Genomic DNA, 20,325 nt, shown 5'->3' with positions numbered 1-20,325 from the left:
GATGAAAGCTATTTTTCCTTAAAAATCTTTATTCCGAGCAACAACACACTTCCTAAGATGGCTGGCAAAACCAGGTTGATTACCCAGATGCATACAGTGGCAGCGATAATTCCCGGACTATTTGTACTCAGTAATCCCATAAAGTACAGGCTGACCTTCCCTCTGAGTCCAAGTTCCGCAATAGCGATAGTAGGTACCAGGGCCATTACAAGATAAACAACAGCATTCATCAAAAAACCTTGCCACCAGAGCATCTCAACGCCCAATGTGTCAAGCAAAATCAAATACTGTGCCGAGAAGACCACGTATCTGATGGCTGAAAGCAGGAGTAAATGTTCTAGGTCACCGGCTGAGTAACGAACAATGATCTGTACAAATACCCGGGCTTTTCTCAACAATGGGATCTTTTCAAATATTGCCAGGATGATCTGTAACCGAAAATATAACAATATGACCAAGGCGCAAATTACTATTAGCAATCCTAACAGGATTTTCTCCCAGAAGTGCGGGGCGAAATAGCCGCTTCCCTTTACCAGCGGGAATTTGTTGATATAGTAGCAAAGGCCAGTTAACCCAAAAATAATAGTGACGATCAGCTGACTGAAGCTACCTACCATGGTAGCGGCGATTGCTTTCAGTTTACTACGGTTGTTCCGGAGGTATAATACCCGTCCTCCGTACTCACCGATACGGTTAGGGGTATTGATGGAAAAGGAGACACCAGACAACACGGCGCTGAAAGCGCGAAGAAACGATATATGTTGTAACGGCCTGACCAGCAGCTGCCATTTACGGGCTTCCAGGCCCCAGTTCAGCAACATGCCAATGAGTACCAGCGCTACGGTGAGTGCACCTTTCTCCTTCAGGGTGGCCATCATCTGCCATAAAGAAGCCTTCAGATTAGGCTGATGCAGCAATTGTGTATAGATGGAATAGGCTAACCACGTAAAAAGCACTGCTCCCAGCAGGTAATTGAGAATTATTTTGGTATTTTTGTTCAGACATCAAGATTTTGGCAAAAATAAACTGTGGTTGGCAAACAAGTCAAAAATAATTCTGGGCATTGACCCCGGTACGCTTGTGATGGGTTACGGACTGATACTTGTGGAAGGATCGAAGGCCAGCCTGCTGGAAATGAACGTACTCAAGCTGTCCCGTCATAAAGACCACTACGAAAGGCTACAACTGATACACGCGCGTGTACATGAACTGATACGCGAGCACAAACCGGTTTCCTGCGCAATTGAAGCTCCTTTCTTTGGTAAGAACGTGCAAAGTATGTTAAAGCTGGGCCGCGCTCAGGGCGTAGCGATAGCAACTGCTATGCAGGCAGGAGTACCGGTAACGGAATACTCTCCAAAAAAAGTCAAACAGTCTATTACCGGCAATGGTAATGCCGATAAGGAACAGATTTGGCAGATGTTACAAAGAATATTACATTTCAATGAACGTCCTGAATTCCTGGATGCTTCCGATGCGCTCGCAGTAGCGGTCTGTCATTTCTTCCAGGAATCAAGCGTAATACCGGATACACGTAAAGCCAAAGGATGGGAACAGTTCCTTCAAAAAAACCCCGAAAGGATTGTAGGATAATATTTTGTATGACAGATAATTCCAGGTTTAACGCTGACGTTTTTCCAGAAGTTGATAAATTGTATTTACTTTGAAGTAAAATCTTCATAGAGGCCCCTGTAAGGTACTCGGGGCTTTACACCATGAATATGGTATTTATATAATCAGCATCACAAGCTATGAAAGCAAGAATCCTATTGGTGGAAGATGATCAGAATGTTGGTGCGGTAACAAAGAAACGACTGGAAGAAGCGGGCTACGACGTGGTACATAGCACAGACGGCCAGATGGCCTGGGAGCAATTCCAGTCGCGGACCTTTGACATATGTTTACTGGATGTTGTTATGCCGAAGAAAGACGGCTTTACACTGGCAGAACAGATCCGTAGAAAAAATGACTTCATTCCCATACTCTTTCTGACCTCGAAAGCGCTGGATGAGGATAAGATCAAAGGCTTCAAGACCGGCGCAGATGATTACATAACCAAACCTTTCAGCATGCAGGAGCTCCTGCTGCGAATAGAAGTATTCCTGAAAAGGAGTAAAGCCGCTCACAGCACGTCAGAAAAGCGCACACAATACAATATAGGCAAACTCACCTTTGACTATAATGATCTTATTCTCCGTGAAAAAAACGGAGAGGTATCAAGTACACTTACACAAAAAGAAGCCGACCTGTTGAAGTATCTGTGCGATAACGCCAATAAGACACTCAAACGGGAAGAGATATTATTTCACGTATGGGGCAAGGATGATTATTTCCTCGGCCGCAGCATGGATGTGTTTATCACCAAACTCAGGAAACATTTTAAGTCCGATCCTTCTGTCAAATTAGAAACCCTTCATGGGGTAGGGTTCCGTTTTAACGTTCCAGGCCAGCTATAATCTGCTGCTGTACAGCCTTGAATTCTTCCTCCGTTAATTTCAGCTTGGGCCGCGCAAAATTCATATCATCCGCCGTGTTGATAGGTATCAGATGCATGTGCGCATGAGGCACTTCCAGCCCTACAACGCTCATACCTACACGATTGCAGGGAAAGTTACGCTCTATCGATTGTGCAATAGGTTTCGCAAACAGCAACCACTCGCCCAGCAGATCATCCGTTACATCAAAAAACTTATCTATCTCTACTTTAGGTACTATCAGCGTATGACCTTTTACTAAAGGAAAGATGTCCAGAAATGCATAAAAACTATCGTTCTCGGCTATCTTATAACTGGGTATTTCGCCTTTGATGATCTTTGTGAAAACAGACATGAGTTTTGTTTTAATCCGCATAAAGTTATAAAAAAAAGCCCGCCCTTGCCTGGAAACAAGAGCGGGCTTTTTATTCAAAAACGCTTAATTATATAGTGATGTTCTCGATCTTGAACTTCATACTGCCATTAGGAGCATGTACATCAGCGATCTCTCCTACAGCCTTTCCCAACAATCCCTTACCAATAGGAGAAGTTACAGAAATCTTATTCAGTTTCAGATCAGCTTCCTTCTCTGAAACCAGCTGGTAGGTAAACGTCTTCTTATTAGCCATATTTGTAATAGTTACTTTACACAATATGGATACTTTAGAGGTATCAATAGACTCTGCTTCCACTATTCTTGCTGTTGCAATAGCACTCTCCAGTATGGCCACTTTTGCTTCGTGCATACCCTGGGCTTCTTTTGCAGCATCATATTCAGCATTTTCTTTGAGGTCACCTTTTTCCCTTGCTTCTGCAATGGCCCTGGCTATTTCTGCGCGGCCCTTGGTTTTCAGGAAACTGAGTTCCTCACGCATCTGGTCAAGGGTCTCTTTGGTAACGTAGTTTATACCAGACATAACGTTATGTTTTAGAATAAAGAAAAAAAATCAACGCCTCCGTTCGCACGGAAGCGTTGCAATATTGGTATACCGCAAATATAATATTTTTTACATCACCTCGCCGATTTCATGACATAAATATTGTCATATATACGGTATTTATAATAGACGAGACAGGTGATTAACCCACTAAATAATGTGTAATTTTTCCAGTACGATCCTTGCCATTTTGATACTGGCCTCATGTGAATAACCTCCAATATGCGGCGTCATTACGACATTCGGCATATGCAGCAGTTTTTCGAACTGTGCCTTTTCTGCGGCACTGTACGTAGCGAGTTTTTCATTTTCCAGTACATCCAGACAAGCGCCTGCAATTGTCCCTGCTTCTAAAGCTGCAACAATGTCAGGTGTATTTACGATCTTTCCCCGCGCCGCATTGATGAAACGGATCGGCTTTTTGAAGGATGCAAAGAATGCCGCATTAGCCAGATGATGCGTTTCGTCCGTCAAGGGCAGGTGTACACTCACCACATCTGCTTTTTCAAACAGCTCTTCCATTGTAGCCTCCTTGACATATTCGTCGCTGAATCCGGTCTTGTACTTATCATACGCCAGGATCTCCACATCAAAACCTTTCAGTTTACGGGCAAAAGCACCACCGGTATTACCATAACCAATAATACCTACCGTTCTGCCTCCCAGCTCGGTCGCCCTGTTGCCATCGCGTTCCCATATCCCTTCACGCAACTCCAGGTTGCTCTTCAGAATATTGTTCATCAGCACCAGCAACATACCCACTGCCTGCTCTCCTACCGTATCCCTGTTGCCCTCCGGACTACTTACACAACGGACGCCCTTGCCTTCCGCATAGTGTACATCTATCAGTTCCATACCGCTCCCCAGTCTGCCGATCCACTCCAGTTGCCCGGCGCGGTCCAGCATCCCTTTATCCACTTTGATCCTGGTTGTCACAATCATTCCGGTACATTCCGGGATGGCTGCCACCACTTCATCATATGTAATAGACGGCTGGTAATTAACTTCGAAACCTTTCTCTTCCAGCTTGTGAATCAAATAATTATGCACCTTGGCGGTGATCAGTACTTTCCTGCTCATAACATCTTATGGGATAATGCTGCAAAATCAGCCACACTCAACTCTTCTGCTCTTTTGTTGAAAATGCTGTCCTGCAAAACTTCTTTAGCAAATAAACCCTTTAACGGATTACGCAACTGCTTGCGCCGCTGTCCGAAAGCCGTTTTTACCAACACAAAGAACTTACGTTCACTGGCGATATCATATGACGTCTCCAGTCTGTCCAGTCTGATAACAGCGGATTTTACCTTCGGCGGCGGATTAAAACAGTTCTCATGCACCTCAAACAGGTATTCCACCTTGTAAAACGCCTGTGTCAGCACACTCAGAATACCATACTCCTTCCCTTTCGTAGCCGCAATACGCAGGGCCACTTCCTTCTGGAACATACCTACTACGGAAGGTACCTGCTGGCGCCATTCCAGTACGCGGAACATGATCTGTGAAGAAATGTTGTAAGGGAAATTGCCGATCACATTGAACTCGCCCTGGTAAGGAACAGGGGTGTCGAGAATACTTTCATTGATGATCTTGCCTTGAATAGCGGGATATGTCTTTTCCAGGTACTGCACCTTTTCAGTGTCCAGCTCTACAGCCTTGAAGTGAACATCCGGTATCTGTAGCAGGTATTTGGTGATGGCGCCCGCTCCGGGGCCGACTTCCACTATCTGCTGCCCGGGATTTACCGGTAATGCTTCCACAATCTTCCTGCAGATGTTCTCATCCTTCAGGAAATGCTGTCCCAGCGATTTTTTGAGTGTATACATGATTAGCCCGCAAAATTAAGGAAAACTTAGCAGCAAAGCTGCAAGATAGAGCGGGTATGCCTGTACAGCTCCCGGCTAATATTCTTATATTTGCCCATTATTCTCCAATTAACATGAGTAGCAACACCCATACAAATAAACCGGTTATCGGCATTACAGTTGGCGATATCAACAGCATAGGCACAGAGCTTATCATCAAAACCTTTGCTGACGCCAGAATGCTTGAGTTCTGCACGCCGGTGATATTTGCTTCCAATAAAACCATCAACTTCTACAGGAAGCTGATGAACGAAAACAACTTCAACTACCAGAGCGTAAAAGAATTCGCCCGCCTGAACCACAAACAGGTGAACGTCTTCAACTGCTGGGAAGAAGAAGTACAGATCACCCCCGGTGTACTGAACGAAATAGGCGGTAAATACGCCGCCCGCTCCCTGGCAGTAGCCATCGAATGCCTCAAGGAAGGGCATATCGAGGGACTGATCACCGCTCCTATTCACAAAAAGAATATCCAGGGCGAACAGTTCAACTACACAGGTCATACACCTTACCTGCGTGATGCATTTGACGCTAAAGATGTACTGATGTTCATGACAGCCGACAACATGAGAGTGGGCCTGCTAACCGAACACGTACCTGTAGCAGAGATCTCCAAATATGTGAAAAAGGATAACATCCTGGCGAAACTCCAGATGATGGAAGATAGTCTGATCAGGGACTTCGGTATCGATAGTCCGCGTATCGCCGTACTGGGCCTCAACCCACATGCCGGTGATGATGGCCTGATCGGTCAGGAAGAGATCACAGAGATTATCCCTGCTATCAAACACGCAAAGAACAATGGTCTGCTGTGTTTTGGTCCTTACAGTGCTGACGCCTTCTTCGCCCGCAATATGCACGAGCAGTTTGACGGCGTACTGGCCATGTACCACGACCAGGGACTGATCCCTTTCAAATCACTGGCTACCGGAAATGGTATCAACTATACCGCCGGTCTTCCGATCGTACGTACCTCTCCTGATCATGGTACTGCATTCGACATCGCTGGTAAGAACCTGGCTGATCATAACTCTTTCCGTCAGGCTATTTTCACCTGTCTGGATATCCTGGAAAAGAGAGAAACATATGCGGAAAACACCCGCAATCCGCTGAAGAAAATAGAACTGGCTTCCGAATAGGAACGCCTGTAAATACAAAGAGAAAGGGAGTCCACCATAGTGGTAGACTCCCTTTCTCTTTATTATCATATCTATATATGAAAGGATATAATTTCCAGCATGCCTTTCCGCTCGCCCTTATACACCCGGTTCTGCCCATTCAGGGCCAGTTCTGCCGCCTGCATATCATACACTTCAATCAGATCGGCATCCAGCAGGGATAACAGGTTCAGGATCTTCTTCCGGCTAAACTGCTGTAAACGACTACCGATATAACTTTCCATCGTATCGAGCATCTCTGTGGCTTTGGATACCGAACCTACCGGCAGGCCTTCCGCATATTCCATATAATCCATGATCACTGCATTCTGTTTGGTGCTGCTGGTAAAATTGCGCATAATGCTCAGGAACTGTTCTTCAGAGATATAATGCATAATACCCTCAAAAATGATAAGCGCCGGTTGCTGCGGATCATATCCGGCATCCACCAGTGTACGCATCAGCTGAGCGGTATTATTGATATCCGCCTGTAATGTATGGAGTCTGTCATCAGAGAAAGCGATGGCTGCATAGATCTCCTGCTTTTCCCGCATATTGGAACTATCCACCTCATAAATACTCAGATCGCGATCAGGGAAATACTCTGTGATCTGCAAACCAAGCGGGTCCAGTCCGGCGGCCAGGATACAGATCTGCGGGCGCGGATGTTGTGTCATCAGTTGTCTGATGATCTGCCGGATAATTCTTTTTCTGATCAGTAAAGCCTCTCTGAATAATGGCGTGATCCTGCTCAGTTCATCCGCCAAACCTTTTACCTGGCTAAAATCAATGTGGGACAGATACGCTTTTCCAAGGCCTTCTTCATACAAACTTTTGACATAGGTCAATACCAACGCTGAAGTGGAAGCCACGCTCAGCTTGTTCACACCAGTTTTCATGGAATTTACATTTTCAAGGTTAACAGATGACAGGGCTAGTTTGTTAACGTGCTTTTTAAAGTTACTACGGCGCACTGACATCGCCTTGCAGGCTGTAGCGGTTAACAGACTGTTGATGCAATAAAAAAAGGCCCGGACTTATGATATCGTCCGGACCTTAAAAAGGCAAAAATCTTAATGTTTAATGCTATTTGATCTGGGCAATCAGACCTTTTGTATACGCCTCACCCCAGTGTGGTGCGATGCTGCTGGCTGGTTTGAAGGAACTGAATTTCTGTAATGCTACTTCAAACTTCTTCTTTGCTTCTGTTTTGCTACCACCGAACTGCTCTGGTGTATAGAATAAAGACTGGCCCTGTAGCATGTATACTCTCGGATTCTCCTGATTGATCTGGTTAGCCTGCACCAGGAGATTGGCGGATTCCATACCATATTTCATCCCTCTGTTCATCGGGTCTACACGGATACGGGAAGTAGCGATCAGTGATTTAATACAGTTGATCTCATCGTTCTTAGGGCTGATAGCTTCTGCCTGTTCGATGTTTACCGCTGCTTTATCTGCCAGGTCGTCCACTTTATCATTGTCTTTCTGCATAAATGTGCTCATCACATAACAATAACCTGCATAATAGAATGGCAGCCATTGTGATTTTTCAGCAGCACCGATACGCTCAAATGTATTGGCAATTTCAAGTAATCTGTCAGGGGTAAAGTTGGTGGAATCATCCAGCATCGCTACCTGTTTGGTCATTGCGCCCTCATATTGCGCGCTCTGTGCCATGGAGGCAGATGCCAGGCCAACTAACAGACAAATGGAAAATAAAATACGCTTCATTGTAAGTGGTTTAAAAGTGTTTAAAGTGTTTATATAGTGGTTTTAGAATGGGCTACATGTTGTTGATCACATCCTGTCTTCTGTCGATACCGAAGTTCATGAACATACCGATATAGATGAATCGTGGCATATTCGGAACGATCTCCTGTCTGCGCAGTTTATCTGTTGAATAGCGGTAACCATATACCTGTTTGATATTAGGCGCATTGGATACGGACAGTACGAAGATGGTGAACGCTTTACGGATAGAGGTCAGATAACTGGCACTGAGTCCGACAGAATTATACGTCATCGTTTTTTCTGACATAAACTTGCTTTCCGGCAGGTTCGGATTGTAATATGGTCTGCCGGTGGAAAAGCTGTAAGTCACCCCCAGATTGGTCGTAATAGCCGGGATATAATATTTGTATACCACGCTTACTGTATGCTTTGCAGCAAAATCAGGCTGTACTTCAAACGGATAATTCAGGTAGTTACGTTTGGTATCCAGGTAAGAATAGGAGATCCAGTAATCGGTATTCTTAAAGGTCTTTTTATCGCGCCAGAACACCTCAATACCTTTGGCATAACCTGTACCTGTTGTACTGGTATCGATACCGGTTTTAACCAGGTCATGATACTTTTTGTAGAAGGCTTCCACACGCAGCGTATAGTTTTTTGCTACGAGCTGATAGCTGGCGATATAGTGCGTTGCCTTTGTGAATCCCAGGTCATTTTTAAAGCGCAGGTACTGCTGCTCAGGTTTCTGGTAGAAGTCACCATAGGCCAGTGACACCTGACTGTTACCTGTCAGTCTGTAAGCCAGCGATGCACGGGGTGCGAAATTAGCTTTCGCCAGTATGGAGGTATATTCCGCTCTTCCACCTACCCTACCCAGCAGTCTTGGTGTGAAATAGATATCACTTTCTACGAATCCTGCGGTGTAGTTATCTACATAATTGGCCTGCCATCCACCGAAATTTGATTTCTCGACACCATATTGATATTCTCCTCCAAAACGGAGCACAGAATATTGTCCGAGCCCCTTTGTCAGCACCAGGCGTGTCTGGGTCAGCTGTGACACGTTTTTACCGTGTAAAGGATTTGATTTCTTCAGCGTATCCAGGTTCAGATCGTCCGAGTTGGAGCTGAAAGAGAAACCGGCATTCAGTTTCCAGTCATGACCCAGGCTTTCCTTATAGGTCAGGTTAGTATAGACGTTCTTATTTTTCAGTTCAAAGAGTTCATCAAAACCGGGATATTCCAGGCTGGGACGGATGGTCCCCATATTGGTCTGGTTATAGTAGCCATAGAATTTGATCATACCGGTAGAAGAGGTTTTTCTGCGGAAGTTGGCGGAGGTACCAATGATCTCCGGGTCTTTGCTGAAAGCGTATTTAGGTTTTACCACACCCAGGTAAGGTCCGAGGTTGGTATAGTCAGCTTCCACACCGTATGATCCTTTCTTGTCTTTCATCAGTTCTTCCAATCCGCCGCTCACACCGATCACGGAAGCACCCAGTGTATAGGAAGAGCGTTGTGGCAGGTCAGTCGATTCCAGGATCAGTGCAGAGGATAATCCCTGGCCGTACTGGGCAGAATAACCACCGCTGCTGAAGGTAGTACCCTTAAACAGAAAAGGAGAAAAACGGCCCCTTCCTGGTTGGTCAGGCAATCCTGAGAAGAATGGGTTACGCACCATCATACCGTCGATAAAGGTCTGTGTTTCATAACCGGTACCACCACGTACAAACAGACCTTCTCTGTCATTCGTCTGCTGGGTACCTGGTAATGTTTTCAGTGCATTTACGATATCTGCACCGGCGCCGGCAGTGGTCACTATGTCCAGTGGTTTCAGGACGGTGGTTTTACCTTCATCGCTGGCTTCGAAGCTACCTGCGCTGATGGTGACTACTTTCAGGTCATTTACATTATTTCTCATGACAATGTTGATCTCCTGCGGACCGGTAATAAAGATCTTCTGTTCCTGGCTGGTAAATCCGAGCAGGGTGGCGGTGATATATTGCGTTCCTTTTGCGTCGGTGGTAAATGAGTATGAACCGTCTGCTGCGCTGGTAGCCCCGTCGTAAGAGTCTTTAATAGAGACGTTTACCCCTTGTAACGGGCGCTTTTTGCTATCAGTGATCTTACCGGAGATCCGTTGCTGTCCCATCATACAGACCGGCAAGAGCATTGTTAACAGAATCAGGTTTAAGTGTTTCATGGGGGAGTGTGAATTTTTAACAAAACTACCTGGGCTGCCGTCTCTTTTCAATCCATAAAAGGCAAAGAGAGGGAATAATATCGGTGAAAACAGGGGAATTGTCGGTAGGAATAGCGCGTAAAGATAGGGAAATAAAAAAGCCCACCGGTAAAACCGGCGGGCTTGATAAAAAGATGTATGCTGATTAAGCGAATCTTGGTTTCAGTTCGTTAGCCAGCGTCACCATGCGTTTGATACCATCATCAGGCAGGTTACCCTTCTTGAATTCACCCAGTACTTCAGGCAGACGTACTTCCATTTCGTTCAGGAACGCTTCTTCGAATGCTTTTACATTCTTAACAGGAACGTCACGCAACAGACCCTGTGTACCCAGATAGATCATTGCTACCTGTTTTTCCACAGCGTATGGAGAGAACTGTGCCTGTTTCAGGATTTCCACGTTACGTGCACCTTTATCGAGTACTGCTTTGGTAGCAGCATCCAGGTCACCACCGAATTTGGAGAACGCTTCCATCTCACGATACTGTGCCTGGTCCAGTTTCAGGGTACCAGATACTTTCTTCATGGATTTGATCTGTGCGTTACCACCTACGCGGCTTACGGAGATACCTACGTTGATCGCCGGACGGATACCTGCGTTGAACAGGTTTGATTCCAGGAAGATCTGACCGTCAGTGATGGAGATTACGTTAGTTGGGATGTAAGCAGATACGTCACCAGCCTGTGTTTCGATGATAGGCAATGCTGTCAGGGAACCACCACCTTTTACCATGTGTCTGATAGACTCTGGCAGGTCATTCATCTGTTGAGCGATTTCATCCTTGCTGATCACTTTTGCCGCACGTTCCAGCAAACGGGAGTGCAGGTAGAATACGTCACCTGGATAAGCTTCACGACCAGGAGGACGACGCAGCAGCAGGGATACCTCACGGTAAGCAACCGCCTGTTTGGACAGATCATCATAAACGATCAGTGCAGGACGACCGGTATCACGGAAGAACTCACCGATGGCAGCACCAGCGAATGGAGCATAGAACTGCAGAGGAGCAGGTTCGGATGCAGAAGCTGCAACGATCGTAGTGTAAGCCATAGCGCCAGCTTCCTGCAGGGTTCTCATTACGCCTGCGATGGTAGAAGCTTTCTGACCTATTGCTACATAGATACAATATACTGGTTTACCAGCGTCGAAGAATTCTTTCTGGTTGATGATAGTGTCGATACAGATCGCGGTTTTACCAGTCTGACGGTCACCGATCACCAGTTCACGCTGACCACGACCAACCGGGATCATCGCATCGATCGCTTTGATACCTGTCTGCAGTGGTTCTTTTACTGGTTCACGGAACAAAACGCCGGGAGCTTTACGTTCCAGTGGCATTTCATACAGTTCGCCAGTGATTGGGCCTTTACCATCGATAGGAGCACCCAGTGTATTTACAACACGACCAACCATACCTTCACCCACTTTAATGGATGCGATCTGGCCGGTGCGGCGTACTTTAAAACCTTCTTTAATCTCTCCGGACTCACCCATCAATACCACACCTACGTTGTCTTCTTCCAGGTTCAGTGCGATAGCTTTTACGCCATTCTCGAACTCAACCAGTTCACCGTAACCAACGTTGTTTAATCCATAGATACGAGCGATACCGTCTCCGACCTGCAATACAGTACCAACCTCCTCCAGGTCAGCAGCAGCATTGAAGTTGCTTAGTTGCTGGCGTAATATCGCCGAAATTTCATCAGGTTTTATCTCCACCATAATGTATACTTTTTAAAAATAGTCGTTAAGAGAATGAATATAACGACAACAGCTTTGCGTGTACGCAGCGGCTGCTGTTAATTGTATTATCTGATATTGTGAACGTAAATGTTCTCAGCAAATTGCTTTTTGATATCGTTCAGGTCACGCAATACTGAAGAATCGTACAAATTGTTATTTGACTCCAGTACGAAGCCACCGATCAGATCAGGGTTTACTGAAGCTTCCAGCGACACCTTTTTATCAGTGCCGGCCTGTACTTTAGCTTTGATCATATCGAGTACAGCTGCGTCTACGGGCACGGCTGTGGTGATCTTCACCTTACTGATATTTTTCAGGATATCATACTGTTTACCGAATTCCTGTGCGATTTCAGGCAGGTTACCTTCCCTTCCTTTCGCTACCAGCAACCTGATAAAGGCAGCTGAGATAGTGTTCAGTTTACCTTCGAAGATAGCGGCAAGGATCTGCTGTTTCTTATCAGGCTTCACAATCGGACTTTTCAGCAGAGCTACTACATCCGGATTGGTTTTGGCCAGCTGTTGCAGGAACTGCATGTCAGCTTGTACAGCTTCCAGCTGTCCTTTTTCAGAGGACAGATCTACCAGAGATTTTGCGTAGCGGGATGCTAAACGGGGATTCTGCATATTATATATCTTTTGGCCTTTCAAGCTGAAAGCTACAGGAAAAGGACAATCATGTCATCAATTTCCTGTAGCTTTCGCCTTTCAGCCTATCGCTTTAGTTTAATTTGATTTCTCCTGCCAGTTCTTTGATGTAGCTTTCCTGAGCTGTTTTATCAGCCAGCTCTTTGCGTAACACCTTCTCAGCTACTTCAATTACCAGTTTACCTACCTGGTTTTTCACATCGGTCAGCGCAGCCATTTTCTGGTTGTCGATAGCAGTATAAGCTTCGCTGATGATTTTCTTAGCTTCAGCCTGAGCCTGAGTTTTAGCTTCGCTGAGGATCTGATCTTTAGCATCTTTTGCCTCTTTCAGAATCTTGCTTCTCTCAGCTTTTGCCTCTGCCAGTACGTGCTCATGTTCAGCTTTCATCTGAGCCATTTCTTCCTTTACTCTCTCAGCAGATGCGATCGCATCAGAGATAGATGTTTCCCTTTCTTTCAGCGTAGAGAGGATTGGTTTCCACGCGAATTTCTTCAGGATAAGGAATACTATTACGAATATGATTAATGAAATGAAAAACAAGCCTAACGCGGGCTGTAACAGATCCATGAGTATGAATATTTAATTTGTTCGCAAGTTGTTTTATAAGCAATCAGGATACACATCCTTAAAGTGAAGATTACTGCATCCTTTGCCCTGTGCGCCAGATGCAGTAATAAGTTTAGCCTTACAGCACTACTGCCAACAGACCAGCGATAACGCCGAACAGGGCAACACCCTCTACCAGCGCCGCAGCCAGGATCATGTTTGCACGGATATCGTTCGCAGCTTCTGGCTGACGAGCGATTGACTCCAGCGCGCTCTTACCGATGTTACCTACACCGATACCAGCTGCGATAGCAGCGATACCAGCACCGATAGCACCACCAGCTTTAGCCAGACCTGCTGAAGCAGCAGCAGCAGCAGCAGCTTCAGGAGCAGCCTGCAATAAAACAGTTAAAATTGCCATAATGAATGTGTATTTATGTTTGATTACTAATTTGTCCTAATGAAATATATTAATGGTGCTTGTCACCTGCATGATGATCATCGTGGTGAGCTACTTCCATACCCTGGCCGATAAATACAGCCGTCAGGTTAGCGAAGATGAACGCCTGGATGAAAGCAACCAGCACTTCCAGCATCATCATTACGATGTTGAACAGCACAGTGATCGGTAAGAAACCGTAACCAGCCGCCTTGTTGATGGAACCAAAGATGAATACCAGGGAGATGATGCTCAGGATAATGATGTGACCCGCCAGGATGTTGGCAAACAGTCGGATCATCAGAGACACCGGCTTAGTGAAGATACCGATGATCTCTACAGGCACCAGGATCGGTTTAACCCAACCCGGAACCGGTGGGTTCAGTATGTGAGACCAGAAATGCTTATTAGCACTAACCATTGTTGCAATAAAGCTGATCAGCGCCAGGGCGAATGTCACAGCAATATTACCGGTTACGTTAGCAGATCCTGGTAACAGACCCAGCAGGTTATTAATTAATATAAAGAAGAAGAAGGTCAGAATGAATGGCGTATAACGTTCTGCGTTGATACCCGGAATGTTTGGTTTCACCACTTCATCACGGATGAAGATGATCACCGGCTCCAACAGACTCTGCATACCCTTAGGCGCTTTCTTGGAACCTCTTGTTGTATAAGCTTTCGCTACGGAGATCATCAGCCAGATCAGCAGGATCGCTGCAATGATCATGGAAGTGATGTTCTTTGTGATAGACAGATCGTAGATCTCAGCTCCTGTCGGATTATCATTTGCATCTACTGCAATGATGCGCTCGTCAGGATACTTTGCCTCTTCCAGACCTTTCTCCTCACGGTAATGCTTGTTTACAAGGCGGTAACCTTCATGAGACGCATGGCCATGATGGAACGCTGAGGAAGAAAAGCTACTAATGCCTTTCTCTTTACTGTAGATTATAACGGGCAGAGGTAAAGTCACATGTGACTCTCCAAGGCTGAAAAGGTGCCAGTCATGGGCATCCTTAACGTGGCCAAGAAGTACCTCTTTGGCGTCAAAACCCTTCTTAGGCTCCTCATGAGCTTCTGAAGTATTCGCAAACGTGCTAAAACCGCTTATGCAAAATGCAAGAATAAGGGCTACCAGTCTATATTTGGACAGAGTGTAGGAAATCACCGCTTTCTGAAATTTTGCGCAAAGATAGCAGTTTTATTATCAAAAAGGTAGCGATTCCAAAAAATATATACAACTAAAGAGGGACCGCTTTCGACGGCCCCTCTCGCGCATAACATATTGAATTATTTACTTAAATGAAACATATTTCTGCTCAGCGGCTACAACCGGGCTGTAGGATTTATCCATCTTTCGGGAACGCTTCCGGCTTTATGTTGTCACGGGGTATTTTATCAGTTCCTCTCCTGATTAACAACTTATTACAGGCAGACATAATGTGTCTGTATCACCTTACGCTGATACCCCTGTCTGTTTGAACTGCATGCTGTGCAGCTTATAGTAGAATCCTTCGAGTTTCAGCAGCTCTTCATGGGTACCCATTTCGCGGATCTCCCCTTTGTCCAGCACAATGATCTTGCTCGCTTTACTGATAGTGGATAATCTATGTGCGATGATGATAGAGGTCCTGTCGGAGATCAGCTTGTCAATAGCACGCTGGATCAGTATTTCGGACTCTGTATCTACGGAGGAGGTAGCCTCGTCCAGTATAAGGATGGACGGGTCGTACAGCAATGCGCGTACAAATGAGATCAGCTGCCGCTGTCCCAGGGACAGGGTGCTGCCTCTTTCCATCACCTGGTAGTCATAGCCGCCCGGTAACTGCAAAATGAAGTCATGCAATCCTATCAGTTGAGCGGCCTGCTCTACCTGTTCCCTGCTGATAGCCGGGTTACGCAGCGTTATATTTTCATACACTGACCCGGCAAACAGGAACACGTCCTGCAACACCACACCTATCTTACTGCGCAATGCTTTCAGGGTAAAGTCCTTAATATCTGTACCATCCAGCAGTATACGTCCTTTCTGTATTTCATAAAGGCGGTTCAGGATGCTGATAATGGTTGTTTTACCGGAGCCGGTATGTCCTACTATAGCGATCGTATCTCCCGGATTAGCGCTGAAGTCAATGTCTTTCAGCACATATTCGGCATCTTTATAGGCAAAATACACATGATCAAAGGTGATCGCACCTTTCATACCGGCGGCATCTTTAGTACCACTATCGGTAATATGATCATCGCTGTCCATGATACGGAATACGCGTTCACTGGCCACCATTCCCATCTGCAGGGTATTGAACTTATCCGCGAGCATACGCAGCGGGCGGAACAACATATTCAGGTACATGATAAATGCGATCATCACACCCTGTGTCACCTCATAGTTCAGTACTTTATTAGCGCCCCACCATACCATCAGACCAAGAGAAATGGCCAGTATTATTTCCACTACCGGGAAGAATACAGAATAGGCGAAGATGGCGTCAATATTGGCAGTACGGTGTTCTTTGTTGATCTGGCGGAAGCGGGCATATTCCCGTTTTTCACCAGTGAAAGCCTGTACGATCACTACGCCTGTCAGGTGCTCCTGCACAAAGGCATTTAATGCTGATACAGCATTCCTTACCCGGTGAAAAGACTTATTGACACTTTCCTTGAAAATGTAGGTTGCAATGATCAGTATCGGGAAAGGAGAAAGACTTATCAGTGTTAAGCGCCAGTCTTCGATAAACATCACCACCAGGATAGCGACAATCATCAGCATATCAGCAATAATGGAGATCAGACCTTCTGAGAAAACATCGTTAATTGCCTCAATATCGTTGATGGTACGGGTCGTCAGTGTACCAATAGGCGTCTTGTCAAAAAAGCCCAGGTTCAGGTGTACGATCTTTCTGTACACCGCCACACGGAGGTCTTTTACAACCGACTGCCCCAACCAGTTTGTGAGATAGGAGAAATAGAAACGCATCACCGTTTCCAGTAACAGGAGAATGACCTGTACGATAGTGATGTAGATCAGCATCTGCATCAGCTGACCCGCAATATATTTATCAACTGTTAGCTGTATCAGGTACGGCCGCATGGGCGATATAACGGCAAGTAATACCGTCAGGAACATCGAAAGATAGAACGAGCGCCTGTATGGAACTGCATAAGTGAATATCCTCCTTAATAAGCTAATATCAAAAACCTTCTTGACCGCTGTATTTTCCACCGTACAAAAGTATAAAGAAAAAGCCCTCCGGCAACATTGCCGGAGGGCTTTTTCTTTATTTCATAATTCCTTTACTTGTCTTCCTTCATGATCTGTTTGTAGGCCTTGATAAAAATAGCGCCCAGGTTTTTGTGCGGAGGCACATAGTCACTGAACAGCTCTTTATTGCGGGCATCACCTGCAAAGCGTTTTCCTAATGCAGCCCACATCTGTACCCAGTCAACATTCTTACCGGCACGGATCGTCTCGTCCAGAGTGCGGATGATCGGTTCATTCACGAAACGCGTACCCACCTGTTTAGAAGAAATGATATGCGCTTCAGGCGATTTCTGCAATACGATCGCCAGGTTGTGGTAACCACCACAGGAACCCAGTACGACGATCTTCGCAGAACTCTGCAGATTATCCAGTGTCGTATTCACGTGATAACTATGACCACGGTGGATGAATACGGTCGGATGAATATCATTTTCATCCAGGTATTCGCTCAGCTTTTCGATCGCTGTTTTATCTTCCGGTTCTTCCAGCGGCAGGTTGGCGTAGATGGTGATCGGCTTGCCTTTCGTAGACTGGATGGTGGTCCAGTACTTGTTCTTGCTGATCTTCCATTCGCTGGCCGGGAAGTTACCCATAAAGCTTACGTATGAATCATGACCGTCTTTATCTCCATAAAAGAATACCTGCTGGTATACACGGCCGCTATCGCTCAGTAACGCGTTATAAGTCACGAAGTTGATCGGTGGCAATTGCAGTTTGGCAGCCATCTGGCTTGCTTTGGTAGAATCGCTGCCACTATTGTTCTCTGTATCAAAAAGACTCCCCAGCAGTTCATAGATCACGGTACCTCTTCTGTCTTTCTTACGGGATACGAACGTATAGTTTTTCTGCACTTCTTCTCGCAGGAAAGCCAGTAGCTTCTGATCACGGATACTGCCGAATGAGTTGGCCACATCCACTGCATCTTCCAGGTCTTCTGTTTTTTCGAGACTGCTTACATACTTCTTCATGAGGTAGTTTGCATTCTCCGGCGCCATTGACTTCAGGAAGTTGTCAAGCGTATTGAAACCAGCTGCCATGGCGATGAATTTTTTGAACCTGTCAAATTCCACCAGCATCAGCAGACTATCTCCGCGCGGAGGTTTCATACGGGCCATCATCTGGTCGTATAAACCGGCGTTGTTATGGTTGGTATAACTGGAAGTATACAGTTCTTCCTGACCGTTCACAATCAGGTAGTACAGTTCTTCCGGTGTAAAGTCCTTTACAATTCTGAAACGCACATTTGCAGGCTCCTCATGCAGGTCGTTCATTTCGCGGATGTAACGCAGGGAGCGTGCCTGCATATTTTCCAGCATGGCTTTCAGACCAATAATGTTTTCGCCGCTGTTTTTTCTGTGCTGCAGTACAATGGCGCTTTTCACCAGTTGTCTGAAGTATTTATCTTCATTTTCTGCTATCGCAGAAAGCTTTTCAACAGTTGTTGTTCCTGCCATCAGTTCGTCGATAAACGGCAGGATCAGGGTAGAATTACCGGAATTACCTATCTGTACGATGAGCTGTACGATCGGATCAGGATTCCTTTTAATGGCGGTAGCCACCGGTGTATAAGAAGTAGCGTAAGTCAGCACCTGGTTCGGATACTTCCTGGCTACGGCTGCGATGACAGAGTCAGTAGCCGGATATTCCAGGTAGTTACCTATCTGGGACATCACCGTTTCGAGATTATTAAAAGCAAATTTTGCAAATAACACCCCGCGGGCGTCCTTATAACCCGGGTTATCCTTGAATGGCTCTATCATACGTTCACCTGCGTCAAAGGACAGCGGGTATACGTAAGGTAATATACTCTGGCCCTTTATGTCAGCCTTCATCATCTCACGATAAGCTGTCACCATAACGGGTGCTTCTTCCGGAGCGATCCGGGTATAGGCACGTTTGGTGTTATAATCGTGGATCATTACATAGAGGCCTGACAGGTATTTGATCTTCAGACGGTGATCCAGGGCAGAATCCAGTTCAATCTGGGTCTGCATGTCGTCGATCTGTTTAATAAGCGCATCTGTCACCTGCAGATTGATCGTCTGATCATCCGAAACACGTACCAGGTCATCCGCCTTTCCGTCAAATTTCAGTGCGGCAGCCTGTTCTTTATCGATATTATCATGGAAACCAATTCGTCCGATAGGTATATCAATTTTCTGAGTCGTCTGAGCATGCACCAGGGTCACCTGCAGGGCAACCAGCAATAAGATAACAGTTATAAATTTTTTCATTAATGTAAATAGGCTTTACTCTTACTTTATCAAGCTAGTATAGCAAATTTACGACCAAAATACTACAGCGCCGCATTTCCGGGCTTTTAGGCGTATTTTTGAGCATCCAAAACAGTGAGTGTCACATGCAAACGTTTATCAGTGATCTATCCGGGAAATCATACCCCGCTTCCGAAAAGGTACATTGCCGCGCCGTCAGCAAGAATGTCCTGGAACTTTTACAGAAAGATCACCCTCAGATCACCGGCAAATCTCACCTCGCTGTCTCCGAAATAAATGAGTACCGGCAAAAGTACCTGGAACACCTGTTCTCAAAGGAAATCGGCGCATTGACAGAGATGGAAAAAATGGTGCTGGACAAGCTGAAAGAGCAGCAGACGCTGACCGATAAGCTGGATGACGGGGAAAATCCGGCGACTTTCTCATTCGGACAGCGGGTAGCCGATAAGATCGCTTCATTCGGCGGCAGCTGGACCTTCATCATCTCCTTTCTGGCATTCATTCTGCTCTGGATCGCGGGCAACATTTACTGGCTGGCCAACAAGGGTTTTGACCCCTACCCTTTTATTCTGCTGAACCTCATTCTGTCCTGTCTTGCCGCGCTACAGGCCCCTGTGATCATGATGAGCCAGAACAGACAGGAGGAAAAAGACCGGCAAAGGTCGAAAAATGACTATATGATCAACCTTAAGTCCGAACTGGAAGTAAGGATCCTCCATGAAAAGATCGATCACCTGATCCTTCATCAGCAACAGGACATGATGGAAATACAGCAAACACAGCTGGAAATGCTGAATGAGGTGAACCAGGCACTGAAAAAAATCGCAGGAAATGGTAATAACCATAAACATACGAATGAAAAACCTGTTTAATAATACTATTATACCATGTGCAAAGGCAGCCTGAAATGCTGTACTTTTGCATGACTTGTATCCCTGTACTGTTCTACATTGTGATCGAATTAACAATTAGATAATGTTAATTTTTCATTAATAGCAAAGCCGGCGTTATAATTTTGTGTCGTCTTTAAAAAGTCAAA

At 45.7% G+C, this 20,325-nt stretch carries 19 protein-coding genes; 4 read left to right on the top strand and 15 right to left on the bottom strand.

What is annotated here, in order from left to right; translation table 11 throughout:
* Positions 1-8: 8 nt before the first annotated feature.
* Entirely contained in the window at positions 9-956 is a 948-nt protein-coding gene (locus tag BMZ72_RS19715) for a lysylphosphatidylglycerol synthase transmembrane domain-containing protein (RefSeq protein WP_177222851.1), read from the bottom strand.
* Positions 957-1,032: 76 nt separating this feature from the next.
* On the opposite strand from BMZ72_RS19715, the gene ruvC reads away from it, so the two are divergent.
* Positions 1,033-1,593: a crossover junction endodeoxyribonuclease RuvC gene (gene ruvC, locus BMZ72_RS19710; RefSeq protein WP_255373245.1), complete on the top strand. Its 561-nt coding sequence runs from the start codon at positions 1,033-1,035 to the stop codon at positions 1,591-1,593.
* Between the two features lie 158 nt (positions 1,594-1,751).
* On the top strand, positions 1,752-2,456 hold the full coding sequence (locus BMZ72_RS19705; RefSeq protein WP_089811356.1) for a response regulator transcription factor: 705 nt from the start codon (positions 1,752-1,754) through the stop codon (positions 2,454-2,456).
* Here the strand turns inward: BMZ72_RS19705 and BMZ72_RS19700 are convergent.
* From BMZ72_RS19700 to rsmA, 4 genes are all read right to left on the bottom strand, one after another.
* The gene (locus tag BMZ72_RS19700) at positions 2,434-2,829 is read right to left on the bottom strand and encodes an HIT family protein (protein ID WP_089811354.1); all 396 of its coding nucleotides are present in this window, start codon (positions 2,827-2,829) and stop codon (positions 2,434-2,436) included. The genes BMZ72_RS19705 and BMZ72_RS19700 overlap by 23 nt on opposite strands.
* A gap of 88 nt (positions 2,830-2,917) precedes the next feature.
* Entirely contained in the window at positions 2,918-3,391 is a 474-nt protein-coding gene (gene greA / locus BMZ72_RS19695) for a transcription elongation factor GreA (RefSeq protein WP_089811352.1), read from the bottom strand.
* A 171-nt stretch (positions 3,392-3,562) separates the two neighbouring features.
* Positions 3,563-4,492, bottom strand: a complete 930-nt coding sequence (locus BMZ72_RS19690; protein ID WP_089811350.1) for an NAD(P)-dependent oxidoreductase — start codon at positions 4,490-4,492, stop codon at positions 3,563-3,565.
* A complete protein-coding gene (gene rsmA, locus BMZ72_RS19685; RefSeq protein WP_089811348.1) occupies positions 4,489-5,238 on the bottom strand; it encodes a 16S rRNA (adenine(1518)-N(6)/adenine(1519)-N(6))-dimethyltransferase RsmA in 750 nt (249 codons plus the stop codon). Before rsmA ends, BMZ72_RS19690 begins: the two co-directional genes overlap by 4 nt.
* Positions 5,239-5,351: 113 nt before the next feature.
* Here rsmA and pdxA point away from each other — a divergent pair, with 113 nt between their 5' ends.
* Positions 5,352-6,416, top strand: coding sequence for a 4-hydroxythreonine-4-phosphate dehydrogenase PdxA (pdxA, locus tag BMZ72_RS19680; RefSeq protein ID WP_089811607.1), 1,065 nt, complete (start codon positions 5,352-5,354; stop codon positions 6,414-6,416).
* Between the two features lie 71 nt (positions 6,417-6,487).
* Here the strand turns inward: pdxA and BMZ72_RS19675 are convergent, their stop codons facing one another.
* The 10 genes from BMZ72_RS19675 to BMZ72_RS19630 form a co-directional block, all read right to left on the bottom strand.
* Positions 6,488-7,333 carry a class I SAM-dependent methyltransferase gene (locus BMZ72_RS19675; RefSeq protein ID WP_177222850.1) on the bottom strand — a complete coding sequence of 282 codons (846 nt, stop codon included), beginning with the start codon at positions 7,331-7,333 and terminating at the stop codon, positions 6,488-6,490.
* A gap of 187 nt (positions 7,334-7,520) precedes the next feature.
* On the bottom strand, positions 7,521-8,168 hold the full coding sequence (locus BMZ72_RS19670; RefSeq protein ID WP_089811344.1) for a hypothetical protein: 648 nt from the start codon (positions 8,166-8,168) through the stop codon (positions 7,521-7,523).
* Positions 8,169-8,220: 52 nt separating this feature from the next.
* Positions 8,221-10,371 (bottom strand): TonB-dependent receptor, encoded by a 2,151-nt coding sequence (locus tag BMZ72_RS19665; protein ID WP_089811342.1) that lies wholly within the window; start codon positions 10,369-10,371, stop codon positions 8,221-8,223.
* Between the two features lie 184 nt (positions 10,372-10,555).
* A complete protein-coding gene (gene atpA, locus BMZ72_RS19660; protein WP_089811340.1) occupies positions 10,556-12,133 on the bottom strand; it encodes a F0F1 ATP synthase subunit alpha in 1,578 nt (525 codons plus the stop codon).
* 86 nt (positions 12,134-12,219) lie between these two features.
* Positions 12,220-12,780: an ATP synthase F1 subunit delta gene (atpH, locus tag BMZ72_RS19655; protein ID WP_089811337.1), complete on the bottom strand. Its 561-nt coding sequence runs from the start codon at positions 12,778-12,780 to the stop codon at positions 12,220-12,222.
* A gap of 94 nt (positions 12,781-12,874) precedes the next feature.
* Complete coding sequence (atpF, locus tag BMZ72_RS19650; RefSeq protein ID WP_089811335.1) at positions 12,875-13,369, bottom strand: F0F1 ATP synthase subunit B; 495 nt, start codon at positions 13,367-13,369, stop codon at positions 12,875-12,877.
* Positions 13,370-13,487: 118 nt separating this feature from the next.
* Positions 13,488-13,769, bottom strand: a complete 282-nt coding sequence (atpE, locus tag BMZ72_RS19645) for an ATP synthase F0 subunit C (protein ID WP_012788904.1) — start codon at positions 13,767-13,769, stop codon at positions 13,488-13,490.
* A gap of 49 nt (positions 13,770-13,818) precedes the next feature.
* The gene (gene atpB, locus BMZ72_RS19640) at positions 13,819-14,958 is read right to left on the bottom strand and encodes a F0F1 ATP synthase subunit A (RefSeq protein WP_089811333.1); all 1,140 of its coding nucleotides are present in this window, start codon (positions 14,956-14,958) and stop codon (positions 13,819-13,821) included.
* Between the two features lie 288 nt (positions 14,959-15,246).
* Positions 15,247-16,917 (bottom strand): ABC transporter ATP-binding protein, encoded by a 1,671-nt coding sequence (locus tag BMZ72_RS19635; RefSeq protein WP_255373244.1) that lies wholly within the window; start codon positions 16,915-16,917, stop codon positions 15,247-15,249.
* Between the two features lie 167 nt (positions 16,918-17,084).
* Positions 17,085-19,286, bottom strand: a complete 2,202-nt coding sequence (locus BMZ72_RS19630; RefSeq protein ID WP_089811329.1) for a hypothetical protein — start codon at positions 19,284-19,286, stop codon at positions 17,085-17,087.
* Between the two features lie 125 nt (positions 19,287-19,411).
* Here BMZ72_RS19630 and BMZ72_RS19625 point away from each other — a divergent pair, with 125 nt between their 5' ends.
* Positions 19,412-20,158 (top strand): DUF1003 domain-containing protein, encoded by a 747-nt coding sequence (locus BMZ72_RS19625; protein ID WP_089811327.1) that lies wholly within the window; start codon positions 19,412-19,414, stop codon positions 20,156-20,158.
* Positions 20,159-20,325 lie beyond the last annotated feature (167 nt).

It is taken from the genome of Chitinophaga sp. YR627 (assembly GCF_900114995.1).
GTDB lineage: Bacteria > Bacteroidota > Bacteroidia > Chitinophagales > Chitinophagaceae > Chitinophaga.
This window is presented reverse-complemented; position numbering and strand designations above follow the sequence as displayed.

Bases quoted from the DNA above. Each gene is read 5' to 3' on its own strand.
- BMZ72_RS19705 (WP_089811356.1), top strand. From the start codon at position 1,752: ATGAAAGCAAGAATCCTATTGGTGGAAGATGATCAGAATGTTGGTGCG.
- BMZ72_RS19700 (WP_089811354.1), bottom strand. From the start codon at position 2,829: ATGTCTGTTTTCACAAAGATCATCAAAGGCGAAATACCCAGTTATAAG.
- greA (WP_089811352.1), bottom strand. From the start codon at position 3,391: ATGTCTGGTATAAACTACGTTACCAAAGAGACCCTTGACCAGATGCGT.
- BMZ72_RS19690 (WP_089811350.1), bottom strand. From the start codon at position 4,492: ATGAGCAGGAAAGTACTGATCACCGCCAAGGTGCATAATTATTTGATT.
- rsmA (WP_089811348.1), bottom strand. From the start codon at position 5,238: ATGTATACACTCAAAAAATCGCTGGGACAGCATTTCCTGAAGGATGAG.
- pdxA (WP_089811607.1), top strand. From the start codon at position 5,352: ATGAGTAGCAACACCCATACAAATAAACCGGTTATCGGCATTACAGTT.
- BMZ72_RS19675 (WP_177222850.1), bottom strand. From the start codon at position 7,333: ATGAAAACTGGTGTGAACAAGCTGAGCGTGGCTTCCACTTCAGCGTTG.
- BMZ72_RS19670 (WP_089811344.1), bottom strand. From the start codon at position 8,168: ATGAAGCGTATTTTATTTTCCATTTGTCTGTTAGTTGGCCTGGCATCT.
- BMZ72_RS19665 (WP_089811342.1), bottom strand. From the start codon at position 10,371: ATGAAACACTTAAACCTGATTCTGTTAACAATGCTCTTGCCGGTCTGT.
- atpA (WP_089811340.1), bottom strand. From the start codon at position 12,133: ATGGTGGAGATAAAACCTGATGAAATTTCGGCGATATTACGCCAGCAA.
- atpH (WP_089811337.1), bottom strand. From the start codon at position 12,780: ATGCAGAATCCCCGTTTAGCATCCCGCTACGCAAAATCTCTGGTAGAT.
- atpF (WP_089811335.1), bottom strand. From the start codon at position 13,369: ATGGATCTGTTACAGCCCGCGTTAGGCTTGTTTTTCATTTCATTAATC.
- atpE (WP_012788904.1), bottom strand. From the start codon at position 13,769: ATGGCAATTTTAACTGTTTTATTGCAGGCTGCTCCTGAAGCTGCTGCT.
- BMZ72_RS19635 (WP_255373244.1), bottom strand. From the start codon at position 16,917: ATGTTCCTGACGGTATTACTTGCCGTTATATCGCCCATGCGGCCGTAC.
- BMZ72_RS19630 (WP_089811329.1), bottom strand. From the start codon at position 19,286: ATGAAAAAATTTATAACTGTTATCTTATTGCTGGTTGCCCTGCAGGTG.
- BMZ72_RS19625 (WP_089811327.1), top strand. From the start codon at position 19,412: ATGCAAACGTTTATCAGTGATCTATCCGGGAAATCATACCCCGCTTCC.